Genomic DNA, 18,506 nt, shown 5'->3' with positions numbered 1-18,506 from the left:
GCAAACGGGTTGTACTTAAGACATCTGCAGGTCACCGACTTCCGGTCCTGGCCACAAGCCGATCTCGCGCTCGAACCCGGCCCGACCGTCCTCGTCGGACAGAACGGCCGCGGCAAGACGAACCTCCTCGAGGCGATCGGCTACATCGCGACCCTGGGCTCGCACCGCGTCGCGACCGACGCGCCGTTGGTGCGGCACGGCTGCGAACGCGCGCTGATCAGGGTCGCGGTGGTCAACGAGGACCGCGAGCTGACGGTCGAGCTGGAGATCACGCCCGGCAAGGCGAACCGCGCGCGGGTCAACCGCGGCGCGGTCGGCAAGCCCCGTGACGTGCTCGGGATCCTGCGCACGGTGCTGTTCTCCCCGGAGGACCTGGCACTCGTGCGCGGGGATCCCGGGGAACGCCGTCGTTTCATGGACGAACTCCTCGTGCTGCGCGCTCCCCGGTACGCCGGGGTCCGCGCCGACTACGAGAAGGTGCTGAAACAGCGGAACGCGCTGCTCAAGACGGCGGGCAAGCGGCGTACGGGGCGCGAAGACCCGTACGCGTTGTCGACGCTCGATGTCTGGGACGACCACTTGTCGGTGGCAGGAGCCGCGTTGCTGGCGGCCCGGCTCAACCTGATCGCCGACCTCGCGCCGTACGCGGCCTCCGCGTACATGGGGGTCGCGCCCGATTCGAGACCGGCGAAGATCGCGTACAAGTCGAGCCTGGGCGAAGCGATGCCGGAGGGCTACGGCACTCCGGACGGTCCTCGCGCCGACCAAGCTGTCCTCAAAGAAGTGCTGGTCGAGGCACTGAAACGGTCGCGGAACCTGGAGCTGGAACGCGGGGTGAGCATGGTCGGCCCGCACCGGGACGAGCTCGATCTCATCCTCGGCGAAGCGCCGGCGAAGGGCTACGCGAGCCATGGGGAGTCCTGGTCGTTCGCCCTCGCGTTGCGTCTGGGAAGCTACGAGCTCCTGCGTGGCGAGGCCGGGGAACCGGTGCTTCTGCTGGATGATGTGTTCGCCGAGCTGGACCGGCGTCGCCGGGCCCGGCTGGCGGAGGTGGCGGCAGGCGCCGAGCAGGTGCTGGTGACCGCCGCCGTGGACGAGGACGTGCCCGCCGAACTGGCCGGACACCGCTTCCTCGTGGCGGATGGTGAGATCAACCGAGGGTGACCGGGTGCAGCGGACACCCCGGGTGATCGGCGCCACAGCAGTTGCCCACCGATCTGGGGACAAACCTGTGGACAGTGTGGATAACACCGTGAACGCGTTATCGCCCCGCGTGACCAAGGGGCCTGATAAGCGGCTTGACACCCCTCACGCGGGTGGTAACCCGAGTGAGGGAGCCCTGTTCGATACGGGGAGTGATCGCCCCGCGGTATCGAACGGCTCAACCGATACCGCGAGCAAAGAACCGACTACGGGTCGTGACCTCGCGCGGGCGGCTCTGGACGCCGCGAAGGCCAAAGCGAAGGCCCGCGGCGTTGAACCGGGCGTGCGCCGTGGCCGTATCAACGGTGGGGGAGCCGCTTCGGCAGGCCAAAGCCCGCGACGTCGTCGCTGGTCAGGGCCGGGTGCCGACGCGCGCGATCCGCAACCGCTCGGCAGGCTCGCCTCCCGGATCGCCGTCGACCGCGGCTGGAACACGCGGCTGGCGAACGGTCAGGTCTTCGGCCACTGGGCACGCCTGGTGGGTGAAGAGGTCGCCGAACACGCTCAGCCGGTGGCCTTGAAGGACGGCGAGCTGACCGTGCGCGCGAGTTCGACAGCGTGGGCGACGCAGCTTCGCCTGCTTCAAGGACAGCTGCTGGCGAAGATCGCCAAAGGCGTCGGAAACGGCGTGGTGAAGAAGATGCGGATCCAGGGGCCGACGGCGCCGAGCTGGCGGAAAGGGCCGCGGCACGTCCCGGGGCGCGGCCCGCGTGACACGTACGGCTGATCCGAGTTGCGCTTCGCCGCGACAGTGCCCATTAAAGCGCCGAGAACGCGCCCAGAGTGCTTCGCGAACGTCAAGACTCTTCTTTGAGCGAATTAGCGCGTCTGTGAGCAAATCAGGGGTGTCCTTGCCGCATGTCTGCGAACGCGGCCAAGTACACTGGTGATGAGCGAGCGTCTGCTCGAGCGAGACGAGGAGAAACAACGCCTGTGACCGAGAACAAGAGCGAGTACAACGCGTCGTCGATCACGGTGCTCGAAGGGCTCGAAGCCGTCCGCAAGCGTCCCGGTATGTACATCGGTTCCACCGGTGAACGCGGCCTCCACCACCTCGTCCAAGAGGTGGTCGACAACTCCGTCGACGAGGCGATGGCGGGCTACGCCACCAAGGTCGAGGTTACCTTGCTGGCCGACGGCGGGGTGCGCGTCGTCGACGACGGCCGCGGCATCCCGGTCGACATGCACCCCAAGGAGCAGAAGCCGACCCTGGAGGTCGTGCTCACCGTGCTCCACGCGGGCGGCAAGTTCGACAGCGACTCCTACGCGGTCTCCGGCGGTCTGCACGGCGTCGGTGTCTCCGTGGTGAACGCGCTCTCGACGAGGCTCACCGCCGAGGTCAAGTACGGCGGCCGCAGCTGGCGCCAGGAGTACACCGACCAGATCCCCGGCGAGCTGCAGGACCTCGGCCCGGCGACCGAGACCGGCACCACGATCACCTTCTGGGCCGACGGCGACATCTTCGAGACGACGACGTACAACTTCGAGACGATCTCCCGGCGTCTCCAGGAGATGGCCTTCCTCAACAAGGGCCTGACCCTTTCGCTGCGCGACGAGCGCGTCGCCGACGAAGAGACCGAAGCGGACGCTTCCGGCCAGGCGGCGAGGGTCAAGGAGAAGACCTACTGCTACCCGGGCGGTCTCGAAGACTTCGTCAAGCACATCAACGGCAGCAAGGACCCGATCCACGCGTCCGTGATCTCCTTCGAGGCCAAGGGCACCGGCCTCGAGGTCGAGGTCGCCATGCAGTGGAACAACGGCTTCACGCCGTCGGTGTACACCTTCGCCAACACGATCAACACGCACGAGGGTGGCACGCACGAAGAGGGCTTCCGTGCCGCGCTCACCCGCGTCGTCAACGCGTACGCGCGCGAGAAGAAGCTGCTCAAGGAGAAGGACGCCAACCTCTCCGGTGACGACGTGCGCGAGGGTCTCGCCGCGATCGTCTCGATCAAGCTCTCCGAGCCGCAGTTCGAAGGCCAGACCAAGACCAAGCTGGGCAACAGCGAGGCCAAGACGTTCGTGCAGCAGACCTCGAACGAATGGCTGGCCGACTGGTTCGAGCGCAACCCCACCGAGGCGAAGACGATCATCAACAAGTCGATCTCCTCGGCGCAGGCGCGGATGGCCGCCCGCAAGGCGCGCGACCTGGTCCGCCGCAAGGGCGCGCTGGAGATCGGCGGGCTGCCCGGCAAGCTCAAGGACTGCCGCTCGACCAATCCGTCGGAATGCGAGCTCTACATCGTCGAGGGTGACTCGGCCGGCGGTTCGGCCAAGGAAGGCCGCGACTCGATGTACCAGGCGATCCTGCCGATCCGGGGCAAGATCATCAACGTCGAGAAGGCCCGTATCGACCGCGTCCTCAAGAACACCGAGGTCCAGTCGCTGATCACCGCGCTCGGCACCGGTATCCACGAAGAGTTCGACATCGAGAAGCTGCGCTACCACAAGATCGTGCTGATGGCCGACGCCGACGTCGACGGCCAGCACATCACCACGCTGCTGCTCACCTTCCTGTTCCGGTTCATGCCCCCGCTGATCGAGCACGGGCACGTGTTCCTCTCGCGCCCGCCGCTGTACAAGATCAAGTGGCCGCGGCAGGACCCGGAATACGCGTACTCCGACAGGGAACGCGACGCCGTCATCCAGGCGGGTGTCGAGGCCGGCCGGAAGCTGCCGAAGGACGACGCGATCCAGCGCTACAAGGGTCTCGGCGAGATGAACGCCGAAGAGCTGTGGGAGACCACGATGGACCCGGCGAACCGGCTGCTCGGCCAGGTCACCCTGGACGACGCCGCGCAGGCCGACGACCTGTTCTCCGTCCTGATGGGCGAGGACGTCGAAGCCCGCCGCTCCTTCATCACGCGTAACGCCAAGGATGTGCGCTTCCTCGACGTCTAGCGACGTCCCGCTCTTTGTCCCCTTAGGACTGCTCCCACGAGAAGGACCTCATGACGGAAACCTTGCCGCCGGCTCCGGACCACGACCGGATCGAACCGGTCGACATCCAGCAGGAGATGCAGCGCTCCTACATCGACTACGCGATGAGCGTCATCGTGTCGCGGGCGCTGCCGGACGTGCGCGACGGCCTCAAGCCGGTGCACCGCCGCGTGCTGTACTCGATGTTCGACTCCGGCTTCCGCCCCGACCGCGGGTACAACAAGTGCTCCCGCGTCGTCGGCGACGTGATGGGCAACTACCACCCGCACGGTGACTCCGCGATCTACGACGCGCTGGTGCGGCTCGCGCAGCCGTGGTCGCTGCGGTACCCGCTGATCGACGGCCAGGGCAACTTCGGTTCGTCGGGCAACGACCCCGCCGCCGCCATGCGGTACACCGAGTCCCGGCTGGCGCATCTCGCGATGCACATGCTGCAGGACATCGAAGAAGAGACCGTCGACTTCTCCGACAACTACGACGGCCGCACCCAGGAACCCGACGTCCTGCCGTCGCGGTTCCCGAACCTGCTGGTCAACGGTGGTTCCGGGATCGCGGTCGGGATGGCGACCAACATCCCGCCGCACAACCTGCGCGAGGTGGCCGACGGCGTCAAATGGGCGCTGGAGAACTACGACGCCACCGACGACGAGCTGCTCGCCGCGCTGCTGGTCCGCATCAAGGGGCCGGACTTCCCGACCAAGGCGATGATCCTCGGCAACTCCGGGATCGAGGACGCGTACCGCACCGGCCGCGGTTCCGTGCGCATGCGCGCGGTCGTCGAGGTCGAAGAGGACGCCAAGGGCCGCACGATCCTGGTCGTGTCCGAGCTGCCGTACCAGGTGAACCCGGACAACCTGGTCGAGAACATCGCGAACCTGGTCCGCGACGGCAAGCTCACCGGCATCTCCGACATCGCCGACGAGTCCAACAGCCGCAGCGGGATGCGGATCGTCGTCACGATCAAACGTGACGCGGTCGCGAAGGTCGTGCTGAACAACCTGTACAAGCACACCCAGCTGCAGCAGAACTTCGGTGTCAACATGCTGGCCCTGGTCGACGGCGTGCCCCGCACGCTGCGGCTCGACCAGATGATCCGGCACTACGTGAAGCACCAGATCGACGTCATCGTCCGCCGGACCCGCTTCCGGCTGCGCAAGGCCGAGGAACGCGCCCACATCCTGCGCGGTCTGGTCAAGGCGCTGGACATGCTCGACGAGGTCATCGCCCTCATCCGGCGCTCGCCCTCGGCCGAGGAGGCCCGCCCCGCGCTGATGAGCCTGCTCGACGTCGACGAGATCCAGGCCACCGCGATCCTCGACATGCAGCTTCGCCGCCTCGCGGCACTGGAGCGGCAGCGGATCATCGACACCCTGGCCGAGATCGAACTCGAGATCGCCGACCTCAAGGACATCCTCGAAAAGCCCGAGCGGCAGCGCACCATCATCGCCGAGGAGCTCCAGGAGATCGTCGACAAGTACGGCGACGACCGGCGCACCAAGATCATCCCGTTCGACGGCGAGGTGTCGGTCGAAGACCTCATCGCGGTCGAGGACGTGGTCGTCACGATCACCCGCACGGGTTACGCCAAGCGAACGAAAACCGATCTGTACCGCTCGCAGAAACGCGGCGGCAAGGGCGTCCAGGGCGCGACGCTCAAACAGGACGACATCGTCCAGCACTTCTTCGTCTGCTCGACGCACGACTGGATCCTGTTCTTCACGAACAAGGGCCGCGTGTACCGGGCGAAGGCGTACGACCTGCCCGAGGCCAACCGCAACGCGCGCGGCCAGCACGTCGCGAACCTGCTCGCCTTCCAGCCCGACGAGCAGATCGCCCAGGTCATCGAGATCCCGAACTACGAGGTCGCCCCTTACCTCGTGCTCGCGACCCGCCGCGGCCTGGTGAAGAAGACCAAGCTCACCGACTTCGACTCCAACCGCGCCGGCGGCCTCATCGCCGTCAACCTGCGCGAAGGCGACGAGCTGGTCGGCGCGGTCCTCGCGGCCGCCGAGGACGACCTGCTCCTCGTGTCCGCGGAAGGCCAGTCGATCCGCTTCCACGCCACCGACGAGGCCCTGCGCCCGATGGGCCGCGCGACGTCCGGTGTGCTGGGCATGCGGTTCAACGACGGCGACGAGCTGCTCGGCATCAACGTCGTCCAGCCGGACAAGTTCCTCCTCGTCGCCACCGGCGGCGGCTACGCCAAGCGCACCCCGACCGAGGACTACCCGGTGCAGGGCCGCGGCGGCAAGGGTGTGCTCACCATTCAGTACGACCAGAAACGTGGCAGGCTGGTGGGCGCGGTCATCGTCGACGCCGAAGACGAGCTCTACGCGATCACCTCCAGCGGCGGGGTGATCCGGACTTCGGCCGGACAGGTGCGCAAGGCCGGCAGGCAGACGAAGGGAGTGCGGCTGATGAATCTCGACGAAGGAACAACTCTTCTCGCGGTCGCACGCAACGCGGACGAGCCCTCAGACGTCGCCACTGCAGGTAGTACTGAAGGAGAAGAAACCCCGGCGTCGGAGCAGGAGTAGACGACGCCCCACGTACTGGGTAAGGACTGACACCTCGTGACACCATCCGAGAAGCCCGAAGCAGGCGGCGCGCAGGCGGGTTCGTCGAGCCCGCCTTGGCAGCGCGACAGCGGCGCCGGGGAACCCGAAGGCTCCAGCGAGCAGACGGTCTCGGTGTCTTCGGTCGCCACCGAAGACGTGGCCCACTCGGACCCGAAGCGGGACACGACCACCGTGACCGACTATCACGGGGTCAGCGGTACAGCCGCGAAGAGGCTTTTCGGCGACAGCGGAGAGGGCGACCCCGCCCCCTCCGCCATCCCGTCGGCCTCCCGCACCCGTGCCGCCCCCACCGCGCTCCGCCGCCCCGGCCGCGGGCCGCGTCGCGCCAGCCTGCAGATCAAACGCTTCGACCCCTGGTCGGTGCTGAAACTGTCCCTCGTCCTCGGCGTCGCGCTGTTCTTCGTGTGGCTCGTCGCCGTCGGCGTCCTGTACACCGTCCTCGACGGCATGGGTGTCTGGGACAAACTCAACGGGACCTACTCGTCGCTCGTCGGCGGCGAAGGCGCCGACGCACCGGCCGACCCGCTGATCAGCGCCGGCCGCGTCTTCGGGATCGCGGCCATCCTCGGCGCCATCAACATCGTGCTGATCTCGGCGCTGGCCACCGTCAGCGCCTTCATCTACAACGTCTCCGCCGACCTCGCCGGAGGCCTGGAAGTGACCCTTTCCGAACGAGAGTGACCCGGTTGCAGGACGTCGAAAGACGTCCTGTAATCTTCTCCTCGTTCGGGCCCATAGCTCAGGCGGTTAGAGCGCTTCGCTGATAACGAAGAGGTCCCAGGTTCAAGTCCTGGTGGGCCCACTCCGAAAGCCGGTTCGCGATTCTCGCGGGTCGGCTTTTTCGTTGCCCGGCCCTCGGTTCCACGTGGAACGTCGGGCAGCGGGCGTCCGGGGAACCGCGTGCAGTAGCATCGGTGGGTAAGCGGAGCAACTCGGCGGAAAGAGGGGGCTTCTGATGAAGAAGCTGTTGGCACTCGCGGTCATCGCGGGCGGCGTGCTGTTCGTGATCAAGCGCAACAAGGCCGCCAAGGCCGAGGCCGACCTCTGGCGTGAGGCCACCGCTCCCACCGAGCGTCCGCTGGGAGCCGCTTCCACCAACGGAAGCGCCCCGGCCAAGGCCGCGGACGCGTCCCGCAACAACTGATTTCGGCGCGGGCGGTTATCATGATCGCCTGCGACCCGGGGCTGTAGCTCAATTGGTAGAGCACTGCCTTTGCAAGGCAGGGGTCAGGGGTTCGATTCCCCTCAGCTCCACTCAGGGATCCACGAAGGCCACCCGCGCTCCGGGTGGCCTTTTCGGTTCCGGGCAGAATGCGCGGATGGGTGTCCTCTTCGACTACTTCGCCGCGCCGGACGACGACGCCGCGGCCGCCACCATCGACCTCGTCGGCGGTCCCGCCGAGGCGTCCCTGCCGACCGTCCAGCTCAAAGGCGTGGACCCGTTCGTGCAGCTGGGCACGCTGGAATCCCTGCTCACCGGCGTCGGTTACGACGCCATCATCGAACGCGACATCGCCCCCGTCGCGATGGCCGGCGGCGGCACGCGGCTGGTCGTCGCGCTGACCGATGAGCTGGCCGCCGCGCTGTCCGACGCCGACGAGGCGCGCTTGCGTGAGGTGGCCGAGCCCTGGTCGCGGACCGAGGAGTTCGGTGGCGGGGCCGACCCCGCCGACCTCGCGACCGTGCTCACCGACTTCGCGGAACTGGCCCGCACCGCCACGACCAGGGGCGACCGTCTCTACTGCTGGGTCTGCGTCTGAGCGGTGACGTTCGTCACCGTACGCGGATGACAAAGTCGTGCGCTCAGCCAAGTCAACGCTGCTTACATGGGGGTGGAATCCGGACAGCGAGGTGAACATGGTCAGTTTCGAAACCGACCTCGACGATCTCAGGTTGTCGAGCAAGGAACTGCAGAATGCCGCGGATATCGTCAGTACCGCGCACACCGGGGTGCGTGGGCAGGACGTCCCCGCTCCCGACCCGCTCACGGGTGGCTTCATGCCCGGCCTTTTCGCGCCGGACACCGCGTTCGGGAAAACCCTGGGCATGCGCGGGGTTTCGGCGGCGTACGAGGAGCACCGCCAGGCCGTCGAGAAGATGCTCGCGAAGCTGCACCGCAGCACGCAGGACGCGTCGCGGGCCCTGGAACGGGTCGCCGAACTCTACGAATCGGTGGACGAGGACAACAAGCAGCGAATGAACCGCGCTGCGTACGGGAACCAGGGGTAGCGGCGTGGACGGGTACTTCAACGCGCTGGACGAGGAGAGCGACTCCGAATTCGGCGACCACAGCAAACTCCTCGAGGGCATCTCCCACGACCTCACCGCGGGGGCCGAAAAGGCCTACACGGCATTGGACCTCCTCTACCCGCCGTTCTTCGGTAGCGACGTGGATTTGAGCGGCGGTCTGAAGGAAGAGGTCCGCGACTTCTTCATCGAGTTCTCCGAGGCGGAGCTCGTCGGCGAGAACAGCCTGCAGACCATGATCGAGGCCTACGAAGGCCTCTGGAACGCCTTCCAGGACACGAAAGCGCCGCTCGACCGGTCCTTGGTCCTGCTGCTCAAGTGGCGCGGTGAAGGCGCCGAGACCGCCAAGAGCTACATCCAAGGTCTCGTGAACACCTATGCCCGCGTCGGCACCAAACTCACCGTGCTGGAAGCCGACATCGTGGCCGCGCGGGACGCCATCGCGACCGCTCGGGCCGACCTGAGTACTCTCGCCGCTTCCTTCCTGACCGCCGCGGAAAAGTACCGGGACGACAAGGAACGGCAGGACGAATCCGCCCTGCAGAAGGCGCTGGCCGCGACCTTCGCCGCCGCTGTCACCGCTCTGCTCGTGGCGGCCGCACCACCGGCAGGCCTCACCGCGGCCACGTTCTTCACCACCGCGAACGGTGTGCAGGTCGCCGGCGCGGCGGCCGGGGCCGGGCTCGCCACGGCGGCCACCGTGCAGGCCGACATCGTCGGGGACAGCCCCGAAATGATCTACAACAGCTTCCACGACGGTGTGGTCAACATCCGTGAAGCCATGTTCCGCGCGTCGGAATCCCTGATCTCGAAGATCAACACGGAGATCAACAACCTGCCGATCATCCCCGAACCGCCGGACGTCAGCCCGGGCGAGACCTTCGACCCCGGCAACTTCGAAACGGAGAACACCGACAAGGGAACGGAAAAGCGGGTCCGGGACAAGAACGTCGACATCTCGAACGACGGCAAGTTCCAGGAACCGCCGCGGGAGCTGTCGCCGCTCCCGGTCGACTGACGGAGGATCGTGGCTGACAAACCGGCACCCAAGAAGCCGGGTAACGACCGGCAAGCGATGCTCGAGGCGCTGGCCGCCCTCTCGGTGGACGCGTCCTCACCGGACGGTGCCGTTTCCGTTTCGGTCAACACCGACGGTGTGATGACGCGGCTTCGGCTGGGCGAAGCCGCGTCGCGGATGTCGCCCGCCGAGATCGCGGACACCGTCATGCGGACCTATCAGGAAGCGCAGCAAGGATCCGCGAAACGCAGCGCGGAGCTGATGGCGCCGATCGGCAACGCCGGATACATCACGGACCGGCTCCGCTGGCGCCTCGGGTTCACCCCTTCGTTCCAGGAGACCGGGGAAACCGTCACGCCGGCGGCGCCGCGCCGGACGACGGCCGGGGACGAAAACGTGGTGCTCAAAGACCGTTCGGAGGAACCGGCCGGGCCCGCGCAGGACGAGCAGCCCGAATCCGAGGACCAGTACTACGAGCAAGGCCTGCGGTACCGGCCTTCCTGGTAGCGACCGGCTTGCCCTCAAGCGCGCTTCAGCGGGCACGCTGGCCCGGCGGCGGAAGATCATCCGCCGCCGGAGCGGAGGGTGACGGTATGAGACGTGAAGGCATCGTGCTCGGGTTGGCCTGCGCCGGCTCCTTCGTGGTCATCCTCGACGCGACGATCGTTTCCGTCGCCCTGCCCGCGATCCGGTTCGGGCTCGGTTTCTCCGACAGCGCGCTGACCTGGGTGGTGAACGCGTACACGCTCGCCTTCGCCGGCTTCCTGTTGCTGGGCGGCCGGTTGTGCGACGAATTCGGGGTCCGGCGGATCTTCGTGCTCGGGCTGAGCCTGTTCACCGTCGCGCGGCTCGCCGCCGGCCTCGCCGGTTCCCCGGAGACGCTGCTCGTCGCCCGCACGGTGCAAGGGTTCGGCGGCGCGCTGCTGATGCCGGCGACGTTGTCCTTGCTGACCACGACGTTCACCGAACCCGCCCGCCGCGCGCGGGCCTTGGGCACCTGGAGCGCGGTGGGCGCGGCCGGTGCCGCGGCGGGACCGGTGATCGGCGGCCTGCTGACCCAGTGGGCGGGCTGGCGCTGGGTGTTCTTCGTCAGCGTCCCGATCGGTGTGGTGGCCGTCCTCGTCGCCGGAGCGGTGCTGCCGCTCCGGGACCGGAGCCGTCCTCGCCGCAGGCTGGACGTGCCCGGCGCGGTGTTGTCGGCGGCGGGGCTCGTGGGCGTGGTCTACGCGGTGATGCGTTCGTCGTCCGCGGGCTGGGGAAGCGGGGCCGTGCTGCTTCCGCTGTCGGGCGGGCTCGTCCTGCTCGCCGTCTTCCTGGTGCACCAGCACAGGTGGGCGGACGAACCGCTGATCGCGCTCGGGATCTTCCGGCTGCGCTCGGTCAGCAGCGGGAACGTGGTGATCTTCTTGCTGGGGCTGGGTTTCCTCGCCAGCCCGATCCTGCTTTCGCTGTACCTGCAGGACGTTCACGGCTATTCGCCGATGCGGGCCGGATTGGCCTACCTGCCGGTGGGGGTGGCGATGTTCGCCGGCGCGCGGTCGGCGGGCGGGTTGTCGGTGCGGATCGGGCCCCGGCGCGCGGCGGCGTTGTACTGCGCGGTCGGCGCGGCGGGTTTCGCCGGGATCGCGGCGCTGGCCGGTGCGCACGCTTCCTACGTCGTCTCCGTGCTGGTGCCGGGAATGGTCTTCGGATTCGGGACCGCGGCGGCCTTCACCCCGATCACCGTGGCCGCCACCAGCGGGGTGCCGGAACGCCAGAACGGACTGGCCGCCGGGCTGCTGAACACGGTCCGGCAGACCAGCGGCGCCCTCGGGCTCGCCGCGTTGACCGCGCTCGCGGCGGCCGTGACCGCGAATTCGCCGTCCGGCCTGCCGAAAGGGGAGGCGCTGGTGCACGGCTACACCGCCGCGTTCCTCGCCTCCGCCGCCTGCCTCGCGGCGGCCGCGGTGGTCGCGGCGGTGGCGATGCCCGGGCTCAGCTCGCCGCCGCGTGGGCGGGCAGGTCGACCCGGTCGCGGAACCAAGGGCAGTCCTCAAGGTTCCCCTCACGGCGGCAGGTGAGCAGTTCGACCAGGTAGTCGTGCGCGGTGTCGAGCCGCGCACGCTCCCGTTCGATCTCGGCGAGCTGTCCCGTCACCACTTCCCGCCAGCGGTGCTGTTCGGCGAGCAGTTCGGTGATCCTGGCCAGGCCCAGCCCGCCGATCCGCCGCCAATGCTTGATCAGCGCGATGCGATACAGCTGATCGTCGTCGTAGTACCGCTGTCCCGAGCGGCGGCGGGCGGTGATGAGCCCGCGGCGCTCCCAGTAGTGCAGGGTCGAGATCGCCAGCCCGAAATGGTCGGCGGCCTCGCGAACCGGCGTCAAGGAATCCATACGGCCAGTCTAGGTTAGGTTACCCTAACTTTCGAGCCAGCCAGGTGAAGGTCCACCGGTAGAAGCTCCGTGCGGCGAGGCTGGTGTTGATCGAATGACCGCTGCCCCGCACGATCTCGTCGGCGCCGCAGTCGCCGCTTCCGCAGACGAGGGTGTCGTGTTCGCCCAGTACGTACGCCGTCGGGACCTTCGGCGCCGACCGGTTCGCCGCGTCCGGCCCCACCGAACGGAGTTCCGCCGACGCGAGCGTGTCCTTGAGGGCCTCTTCGACGGGAATGATCGCCGGGTCGTAGGTGCCGGGGTGATGGAAGGTCTGGGCGCGAGTGCCGGGACGTGTCGTGAAATAGCCGCGGGCCCAAGGCTTTCCGGCGAACTTCGGGTCCAGTTCGGCGGGATGGAACGGGGACGCGGTCGCGGCACGGGCGCCGGGCCGGTCGCGGGGGATGCCGCTGACGATCACGGCGTCGACGCCGCCCCGCTCGGCGGCTCTTTCCGCGACGAGGCCGCCCATCGAATGTCCATTGAGGACGATGGTACGGAAGCGCGGGCGCAGCTGCCGGACTACCTGATGGACGGCCTCGCCGCCGGCGGCGAAGTCGAGGGTCTCCGGATCCGGGCGGCTGCTGCGGCCGTATCCGAGCCTGTCGAGGTTGAGCGTCGCGTAGCCCGCGCGAGTGGCACTGTCCACATAGGAGTATCGACGTGGCTGGTACGGCCAGTCCCAATACGAGCGGTCGTAGGTCCCGCCGTGCAGCAGGATCTGCAGTGTGGTGGCTTTCCCTCGGGCGCAGAGTTCGCCCGCGATGGTCTGGTGTTCGCCGTTCACCTGTACCGAAAAGCGTTGTTCGGCGCAGCGGGCAGGTCGTTCCGAGGCGACGGCCGTCGTGGTTCCCGGCAAGGTGAGGAGCGCGGTGAGCAGCGCGGCTTTCACGATGGATTTCATGGCGAAAGCGTCGCTCGCGGGCCAGGGTCGCGTCGTCGTGCCGCTGTGGAGATCGACGGCTACGTCAGGCGCGCACCATCCCGGTCCGGTACGCGAACACCACCAGCTGCGCGCGATCGCGGGCGTGTACCTTGCTCATCGCGCGGCTCACATGCGTCCGTACCGTCGCCGCGCTGATGAAGAACTCCCGCGCGATCTCCTCGTTCGACATGCCCTGCGCGACCCGCTGGACGACTTCGTGCTCCCGCTCGGTGAACGGCGAACCCTCCGCACGGGGTAGCGAAGGCGACGGCCGCGCGGTGAATTCCGCGATCAGGCGCCGGGTGACGCTCGGCGAGAGGAGCGCGTCGCCCGCGGCGACCACCCGGACGGCTTGGAGGAGATCGGCGGGAGCGGTGTGCTTGAGCAGGAACCCGCTGGCGCCCGCGCGCAAGGCGTCGAAAACGTATTCGTCCAGGTCGAACGTGGTCAGCATGAGGACGCGCACGCCGGACAGCCGTTCGTCCGCCACGATGCGGCGGGTGGCCTCGATACCGTCGAGGCCGGGCATCCGGACGTCCATCAGTACCACGTCGGGCACGGTTTCCGCGACGACGGCCACCGCCGCCTCGCCGTCGTCCGCCTCCCCCACCACGGTGATCCCGGGTTCCACCCGGAGCAGCGCCGCGAACCCGGATCGCACCAGGAGCTGATCGTCGGCGAGTACCACCCTGATCACGGCCATCGCGCGCTCACCCGGAACCTCCCGTCCTCGCGGCCCGCCGTCAGTGTGCCGCCGGTCGACCTGGCTCGTTCACCCATTCCCCTGATCCCGGCGCCGGGAACGTCCGGACCCGGCTCGTCGACCTCGTTGAGCACGTCGAGCCGCAGACCGTCCTCGTCCCTCCGCACCGTCACACCGACGGGTGACGCGCCGTGTTTCGCGGCGTTCGTGAGCGACTCCTGGACGATCCGGTACACCGCGCCGCCGACCGGCTGATCGATCCCGGGAGCGTCGAGGTCCAGCGTGACGGCCAAGCCCGCGTGATTCGCCGAAGCGACCAGCTCCGGAATGTCCGCGACCCCCGGCGCCGGTCCGAGCGGCGCGGAGTCGTCGCGCAGCAGCCGCACCATGGCGTTCAGTTCGTCGAGGATCGTGCCGCTGACCGTGCGGACGATTTCGAGCGCTTCCTTCGCCACTTCCGGGTGATCGTCGATGACGTGCCGGGCCATCCCCGACTGGACGTTGATCACCGCCATCGCGTGGCCGACGCTGTCGTGCAGGTCCTGCGCGATACGCAGCCGCTCGCCGAGGACGCGATCACGTTCCGCCCGTTCGGCGGCCGCGGTCCGCTCACGGCGTCCTCGAAGCGCGTCGGCCGCGAAGACCGCGACGCCGGCCCAGCCGACGAAGACCAGATCGAGGACGCCTGCCCCGCCGGTGGCCACGTTCGTGCCGACGACCGTCGCCGCCATACCGGCCGCGACGGCGTACGCGAGCCGTCGGGGACGCAGGAGCCCGAGCGCGAACAACGGCACGAGACCGGCGAACAGCACGGGACCGTCGGGATAGCCGAACCCCAGGTAGAGCAGGAGCGCAAACGCTTCCGCCACCGCAGCCGTCACCGGTGTCCGCCGGACGGTGGTCAGCGCGAGACAAGCGAACGCGACGACGGCGAACCCGAACGCGTCGACCGGGCGCTCCCCGTGTCCGGGTTCGAGGTTCGCCGTGCCGACGACGAGCAGCGTGCTCACCGCGAGCCAAGCGGCGACGGCTCCACTTCTGATCAGCCACCTCACCGGCTCAGTCTGCCGAACCGGGCGCACGCGCACGTCCGCGTCGTGTGGATCCCGGGTACGTCAGATGTGCAGCAGCCGCTCGTCGAGCCTCGCCAGATGATCGCGGCCGAACTCGCCGTTCTCCAGGTCGCGCCACAGCACCGGCGGCAGATCCTGCGCCACCTCGGGCGAGCGTGAGGCGGCGGCCAGCGCGATCGTCGCGACGGTGTCGACGTCGCCGGTGAGCGCGACGGCGGAGTGGAGCATCCCGCTCAGGCTCCGGCCGTTCGCGAGGGTGGTCAGCGCGGCGCGCACGCTCATCCAGCCCTGTGGCCCGACCTTGCCCGACCACGGCAGCGCCCAGCCGCCGTGCCCGACATCCTCGGGAAGGATCCCTTCGATCCACCTCGCGATTTCGGAAAGCGGCCCCACCCGATGGTGGCAGTAGTGCACGGCCAGCGCGGCCGCCTGCGCCGCGGCGATCCCGGCCGGGGTGTCGTGCGTGATCCTGGCCTGCAGTTTCGCGTGATAGAGCACGTCGTCGACGGTCGGCAGGACCCCGATCGGCCCGGCGCGCATGGCGGCGCCGCTCTTGTCGCTCTGCGGCCGGAGCCGTCGCAGCAGCTCTTCGCCGTCGCGGACCTCGCTGAGCAGCTGATGGAAACTCGGTGCGTAGCCGTCGTGCGGATCGCGGTGATACGCCCGCACGAACTGCTCGGCGAGCAGCAGCGGCGTCCACCGCAGGCCCGAGACGAGCACCTCGGCGATCGCGATCGTCATCTGCGTGTCGTCGGTGTAGCGGCCGGCCGGGGCACCGGGCTGCCCGTGATGCGGCACGTAGCCGGTCAGGTTGTTGTGCTCCGCGACGAAGCTCGGGTACGCGTGCTCGAAGGAGCCCCCGTACGCGTCGCCGATGGCCAGCTCGACCAGCATCCGTCCATCGTGCCAGGCTGCGGGGTGTCACCGGATGCCCATACCGTGGAGTCATGGCGACCGACAAGCTGCGCGCGTGGTGGGCACATCGGCAGGGTCTCGACGGATCGCTGCACGGGGTATCGGCGGCCGAGGTGCTGGAACGGACCGGCTGGATGCGCTCGGTCGGCGGGTCGGCGCCCTATCTCGGGCTGTTCGCCAGAGCCCGTCTCGATCGCGAGACCGTCGACGCGGACGTCGCCCGGCTGGCCATCCATGAGCTGCCTTCGGCGCGCGGCTGCACTTACGTCCTGCCGTCGGCGGATTTCGAACTCGGCCTGACCGTCGGGGCCGGGGCGCCCGCCGGCGAGCTCGCGGCCGCGGAGAAGTACCTCGGCGTCACCCAGGCCGAGATCGAGCAGCTGTGCGTCACCGTCACCGACCTGCTCGACGCGTCGGACGAGCCGCTCGGCCCGCCCGCGATCAAGGACGCCGCCCAAGGCGCGGTGCGCAACCTCGGAGAGGCGGGCCGGAAACGCGGCACCACCACGACGTTGCCGCTCGCGCTCGGCCTGCTCCAGGCGCGCGGCGACATCCGCCGGGTCCCGGTCGACGGCAGGCTGGATCAGCAGCGTTACGGCTATGTCCGCTGGACGCCGTCCCCGCGCGGCGGACTGTCCGATATGGACACCGCGCGGACCGGGCTCGCCCGGCGGTACTTCTCGTGGGCGGCTCCGGCGTCGCTCAAGCATTTCCGCTGGTTCTCCGGTTTCACCGCGGCGAGCGCGAAGAAGATCGCGGCAGAGCTGGAGCTCGTGCCGCTCGACGGCACCGATCTCTTGATGCCCAAGGAACTCGCGGACGAGTTCGCCGCGTTCACCGTGCCGTCCGAGCCGTCGTACACGCTGCTCGCGGGAATCGACGGCATCCATCTCCTGCACCGCGAGATGTCGCGGCTGCTCGCCGACACCGACGTCGAACGACCGGTGCCCGGAGGCCGGGCGGGGGAGACGCTGGGCGGGCAGGCGGATCCGCCTAGTCACGTCATCGTCGACAGGGGCCGCATCGCCGGCTTGTGGGAGTTCGACACCGAGGCCGGGAAGATCGTCCACAAATTCTTCGGCGACGAGGACGCCGCGTTGCGCGAGACGATCGCGAGGACCGAGGAATTCGTCCGTGACCAGCTGGGCGACGCCCGGAGCTTCAGCTTGGATTCGCCGAAGAGCCGGGCGTCGCGAGTGGCCGATCTCAGGCTTTCGCCTCGTTGATCAGGATGTCGACCGCCTTGTCGTTGCGGGCGGTCTGCTCCGGGATCACCGAAGCGGGCGGGTAGAAGCCGTCGATCCCGCCGTCCTTCGGGTACATCTCGAAGGTGTAGCTGAGGATCTTGTGCTTGCCCCACGCCCAGTCGTTGACGTCGCCGTCGGTGACGTACAGATCGCTGGACTGCTCCGGCGTGTAGCCGTTGGTGGCGGCCATCTGCTTGCCGACGTCGGCGAAGCGCTTCGCTTCCTCTTCGCTCAGACCCGTGTCGGTGTCCGCCTTGGTGTAGCCGTACGGCCAGAGCACCAGTTCCGAGAAGGTGTGGAAGTCGATATGCGTCTTGATCTGCTGCGCGCCGCCGACCACGCGCGAGTCGACGAACGCCGCGACCGCCTTGGTCTCGGGCTCGGAGAACGCCGACGGACCGTGGTAGTCCTCGGCGGACGGGCTGTTGCTCGACCCGCCGCAGCAGTTCCACTTGTAGTCCCAGTTGCGGTTCGGGTCGGTGCCGACCGCGCTGCTGCCCGGCACGGGCTTCCGCGTCTTGCGCCAGCCCTGGTACTCGCCGCCGGTGATGTCGTACTCGGAGCCGTCCGGGTTGACGTTCGGGATCACGTAGATCTCGTGCTCGTCGACCATCTTCTTGATGGCGGGGTCGCTCGCGTACCCGCTGGTGAACCGCTGCACGATCCGCAGGCACATCTCGGTGGTGAGATGTTCGCGCGCGTGCTGGTTGCAGGTGAAGAGGACCTCGGGCTCGTTCTCGTCCGTGCCCGCGTTGTCGCTGATCTTCAGCAGGTTCAGCTCGCGGCCTTCGTAGGACTTGCCGACGCTCGACAGCGTCGCGATGTCGCTGTGGTCCTTCGCGGCCTTCTGCAGCTCCGCGGTCGTTTCGGCGTAGGTGTGGTACGCCTCGTCGCCCGGCGGGAAGTCGCCCGCGACGGCCGCGGTGCCCGCCCGATCGCTCCGTTGTTTCAGCATGCTGTCGAAGTCGCCGAGCGGCTTCAGGCCGAACCCGTTCGCGCGCAGGGCCGCGGCCTGTCCCGGCGTGGCGACGACGGTCAGCGCGCCGCCGCGCGAACCCGCGACGTCGACACCGGTGCGGGCGACCTCGGTGCGTTTGTCGGGAGTGGACGCCCCCTCCACCGAGTACAGCCCTCTCGCCGGGTCGCCGGTCTGGGCGTTCGCGACGGGCGTCGTGACGGCCAGCAGGGCGAGCCCTGTGGCGGCCAAGGCGCCCCCGATGCGACGGCGTGTGGACATTTCGCCT

The 18,506-nt window shown here is 68.5% G+C and carries 18 protein-coding genes and 2 tRNA genes; 14 read left to right on the top strand and 6 right to left on the bottom strand.

What is annotated here, in order from left to right:
- Positions 1-9 precede the first annotated feature (9 nt).
- From recF to MJQ72_RS41785, 13 genes are all read left to right on the top strand, one after another.
- Complete coding sequence (recF, locus tag MJQ72_RS41845; protein WP_016330462.1) at positions 10-1,164, top strand: DNA replication/repair protein RecF; 1,155 nt, start codon at positions 10-12, stop codon at positions 1,162-1,164.
- Positions 1,165-1,438: 274 nt separating this feature from the next.
- A complete protein-coding gene (locus MJQ72_RS41840) occupies positions 1,439-1,930 on the top strand; it encodes a DciA family protein (RefSeq protein ID WP_315860926.1) in 492 nt (163 codons plus the stop codon).
- 206 nt (positions 1,931-2,136) lie between these two features.
- The gene (gyrB, locus tag MJQ72_RS41835) at positions 2,137-4,104 is read left to right on the top strand and encodes a DNA topoisomerase (ATP-hydrolyzing) subunit B (protein WP_240596377.1); all 1,968 of its coding nucleotides are present in this window, start codon (positions 2,137-2,139) and stop codon (positions 4,102-4,104) included.
- Between the two features lie 50 nt (positions 4,105-4,154).
- Entirely contained in the window at positions 4,155-6,680 is a 2,526-nt protein-coding gene (gene gyrA / locus MJQ72_RS41830; protein ID WP_240596376.1) for a DNA gyrase subunit A, read from the top strand.
- 36 nt (positions 6,681-6,716) lie between these two features.
- Entirely contained in the window at positions 6,717-7,403 is a 687-nt protein-coding gene (locus tag MJQ72_RS41825; RefSeq protein WP_016330466.1) for a DUF3566 domain-containing protein, read from the top strand.
- Positions 7,404-7,450: 47 nt separating this feature from the next.
- A tRNA-Ile gene (locus MJQ72_RS41820) sits at positions 7,451-7,524 on the top strand.
- 153 nt (positions 7,525-7,677) lie between these two features.
- Positions 7,678-7,866, top strand: a complete 189-nt coding sequence (locus MJQ72_RS41815) for a DLW-39 family protein (protein WP_240596375.1) — start codon at positions 7,678-7,680, stop codon at positions 7,864-7,866.
- Positions 7,867-7,903: 37 nt separating this feature from the next.
- A tRNA-Ala gene (locus MJQ72_RS41810) sits at positions 7,904-7,976 on the top strand.
- A gap of 65 nt (positions 7,977-8,041) precedes the next feature.
- A complete protein-coding gene (locus MJQ72_RS41805; protein WP_240596374.1) occupies positions 8,042-8,482 on the top strand; it encodes a hypothetical protein in 441 nt (146 codons plus the stop codon).
- Positions 8,483-8,579: 97 nt separating this feature from the next.
- Positions 8,580-8,951, top strand: a complete 372-nt coding sequence (locus tag MJQ72_RS41800; RefSeq protein ID WP_240596373.1) for a hypothetical protein — start codon at positions 8,580-8,582, stop codon at positions 8,949-8,951.
- Positions 8,952-8,955: 4 nt separating this feature from the next.
- The gene (locus MJQ72_RS41795; RefSeq protein ID WP_240596372.1) at positions 8,956-9,987 is read left to right on the top strand and encodes a hypothetical protein; all 1,032 of its coding nucleotides are present in this window, start codon (positions 8,956-8,958) and stop codon (positions 9,985-9,987) included.
- Positions 9,988-9,996: 9 nt separating this feature from the next.
- Positions 9,997-10,494, top strand: coding sequence for a YbaB/EbfC family nucleoid-associated protein (locus tag MJQ72_RS41790; RefSeq protein ID WP_240596371.1), 498 nt, complete (start codon positions 9,997-9,999; stop codon positions 10,492-10,494).
- A gap of 86 nt (positions 10,495-10,580) precedes the next feature.
- Positions 10,581-12,047: a DHA2 family efflux MFS transporter permease subunit gene (locus MJQ72_RS41785; protein ID WP_240596370.1), complete on the top strand. Its 1,467-nt coding sequence runs from the start codon at positions 10,581-10,583 to the stop codon at positions 12,045-12,047.
- Here MJQ72_RS41785 and MJQ72_RS41780 read toward each other — a convergent pair.
- The 5 genes from MJQ72_RS41780 to MJQ72_RS41760 form a co-directional block, all read right to left on the bottom strand.
- Positions 11,962-12,360: a MerR family transcriptional regulator gene (locus MJQ72_RS41780; protein WP_240596369.1), complete on the bottom strand. Its 399-nt coding sequence runs from the start codon at positions 12,358-12,360 to the stop codon at positions 11,962-11,964. The two genes, MJQ72_RS41785 and MJQ72_RS41780, sit on opposite strands and share 86 nt — an antisense overlap.
- Positions 12,361-12,379: 19 nt before the next feature.
- Complete coding sequence (locus MJQ72_RS41775) at positions 12,380-13,303, bottom strand: alpha/beta hydrolase (RefSeq protein WP_240596368.1); 924 nt, start codon at positions 13,301-13,303, stop codon at positions 12,380-12,382.
- A 64-nt stretch (positions 13,304-13,367) separates the two neighbouring features.
- A complete protein-coding gene (locus tag MJQ72_RS41770) occupies positions 13,368-14,027 on the bottom strand; it encodes a response regulator transcription factor (protein WP_240596367.1) in 660 nt (219 codons plus the stop codon).
- Positions 14,018-15,082, bottom strand: coding sequence for a sensor histidine kinase (locus MJQ72_RS41765; protein WP_240596366.1), 1,065 nt, complete (start codon positions 15,080-15,082; stop codon positions 14,018-14,020). The genes MJQ72_RS41770 and MJQ72_RS41765 overlap by 10 nt, the downstream gene beginning before the upstream one ends.
- Positions 15,083-15,142: 60 nt before the next feature.
- Entirely contained in the window at positions 15,143-15,994 is an 852-nt protein-coding gene (locus MJQ72_RS41760) for an ADP-ribosylglycohydrolase family protein (protein WP_240596365.1), read from the bottom strand.
- 53 nt (positions 15,995-16,047) lie between these two features.
- Between MJQ72_RS41760 and MJQ72_RS41755 the strand changes: the two genes are divergently transcribed.
- Positions 16,048-17,241 (top strand): DNA glycosylase AlkZ-like family protein, encoded by a 1,194-nt coding sequence (locus MJQ72_RS41755; protein ID WP_240596364.1) that lies wholly within the window; start codon positions 16,048-16,050, stop codon positions 17,239-17,241.
- Here the strand turns inward: MJQ72_RS41755 and MJQ72_RS41750 are convergent.
- Complete coding sequence (locus MJQ72_RS41750; protein WP_240596363.1) at positions 17,222-18,499, bottom strand: M14 family metallopeptidase; 1,278 nt, start codon at positions 18,497-18,499, stop codon at positions 17,222-17,224. The genes MJQ72_RS41755 and MJQ72_RS41750 overlap by 20 nt on opposite strands.
- Positions 18,500-18,506: the final 7 nt, after the last annotated feature.

Source organism: Amycolatopsis sp. EV170708-02-1 (assembly GCF_022479115.1).
Classification (GTDB): domain Bacteria; phylum Actinomycetota; class Actinomycetes; order Mycobacteriales; family Pseudonocardiaceae; genus Amycolatopsis.
This window is presented reverse-complemented; position numbering and strand designations above follow the sequence as displayed.

What these genes read in the sequence shown, in the direction of transcription:
- MJQ72_RS41785 (WP_240596370.1), top strand. Translation starts at nt 10,581, where the DNA reads ATGAGACGTGAAGGCATCGTGCTCGGGTTGGCCTGCGCCGGCTCCTTC.
- MJQ72_RS41775 (WP_240596368.1), bottom strand. Translation starts at nt 13,303, where the DNA reads ATGAAATCCATCGTGAAAGCCGCGCTGCTCACCGCGCTCCTCACCTTG.
- MJQ72_RS41800 (WP_240596373.1), top strand. Translation starts at nt 8,580, where the DNA reads ATGGTCAGTTTCGAAACCGACCTCGACGATCTCAGGTTGTCGAGCAAG.
- MJQ72_RS41805 (WP_240596374.1), top strand. Translation starts at nt 8,042, where the DNA reads ATGGGTGTCCTCTTCGACTACTTCGCCGCGCCGGACGACGACGCCGCG.
- MJQ72_RS41760 (WP_240596365.1), bottom strand. Translation starts at nt 15,994, where the DNA reads ATGCTGGTCGAGCTGGCCATCGGCGACGCGTACGGGGGCTCCTTCGAG.
- MJQ72_RS41815 (WP_240596375.1), top strand. Translation starts at nt 7,678, where the DNA reads ATGAAGAAGCTGTTGGCACTCGCGGTCATCGCGGGCGGCGTGCTGTTC.
- MJQ72_RS41780 (WP_240596369.1), bottom strand. Translation starts at nt 12,360, where the DNA reads ATGGATTCCTTGACGCCGGTTCGCGAGGCCGCCGACCATTTCGGGCTG.
- MJQ72_RS41770 (WP_240596367.1), bottom strand. Translation starts at nt 14,027, where the DNA reads ATGGCCGTGATCAGGGTGGTACTCGCCGACGATCAGCTCCTGGTGCGA.
- MJQ72_RS41755 (WP_240596364.1), top strand. Translation starts at nt 16,048, where the DNA reads ATGGCGACCGACAAGCTGCGCGCGTGGTGGGCACATCGGCAGGGTCTC.
- gyrA (WP_240596376.1), top strand. Translation starts at nt 4,155, where the DNA reads ATGACGGAAACCTTGCCGCCGGCTCCGGACCACGACCGGATCGAACCG.
- MJQ72_RS41750 (WP_240596363.1), bottom strand. Translation starts at nt 18,499, where the DNA reads ATGTCCACACGCCGTCGCATCGGGGGCGCCTTGGCCGCCACAGGGCTC.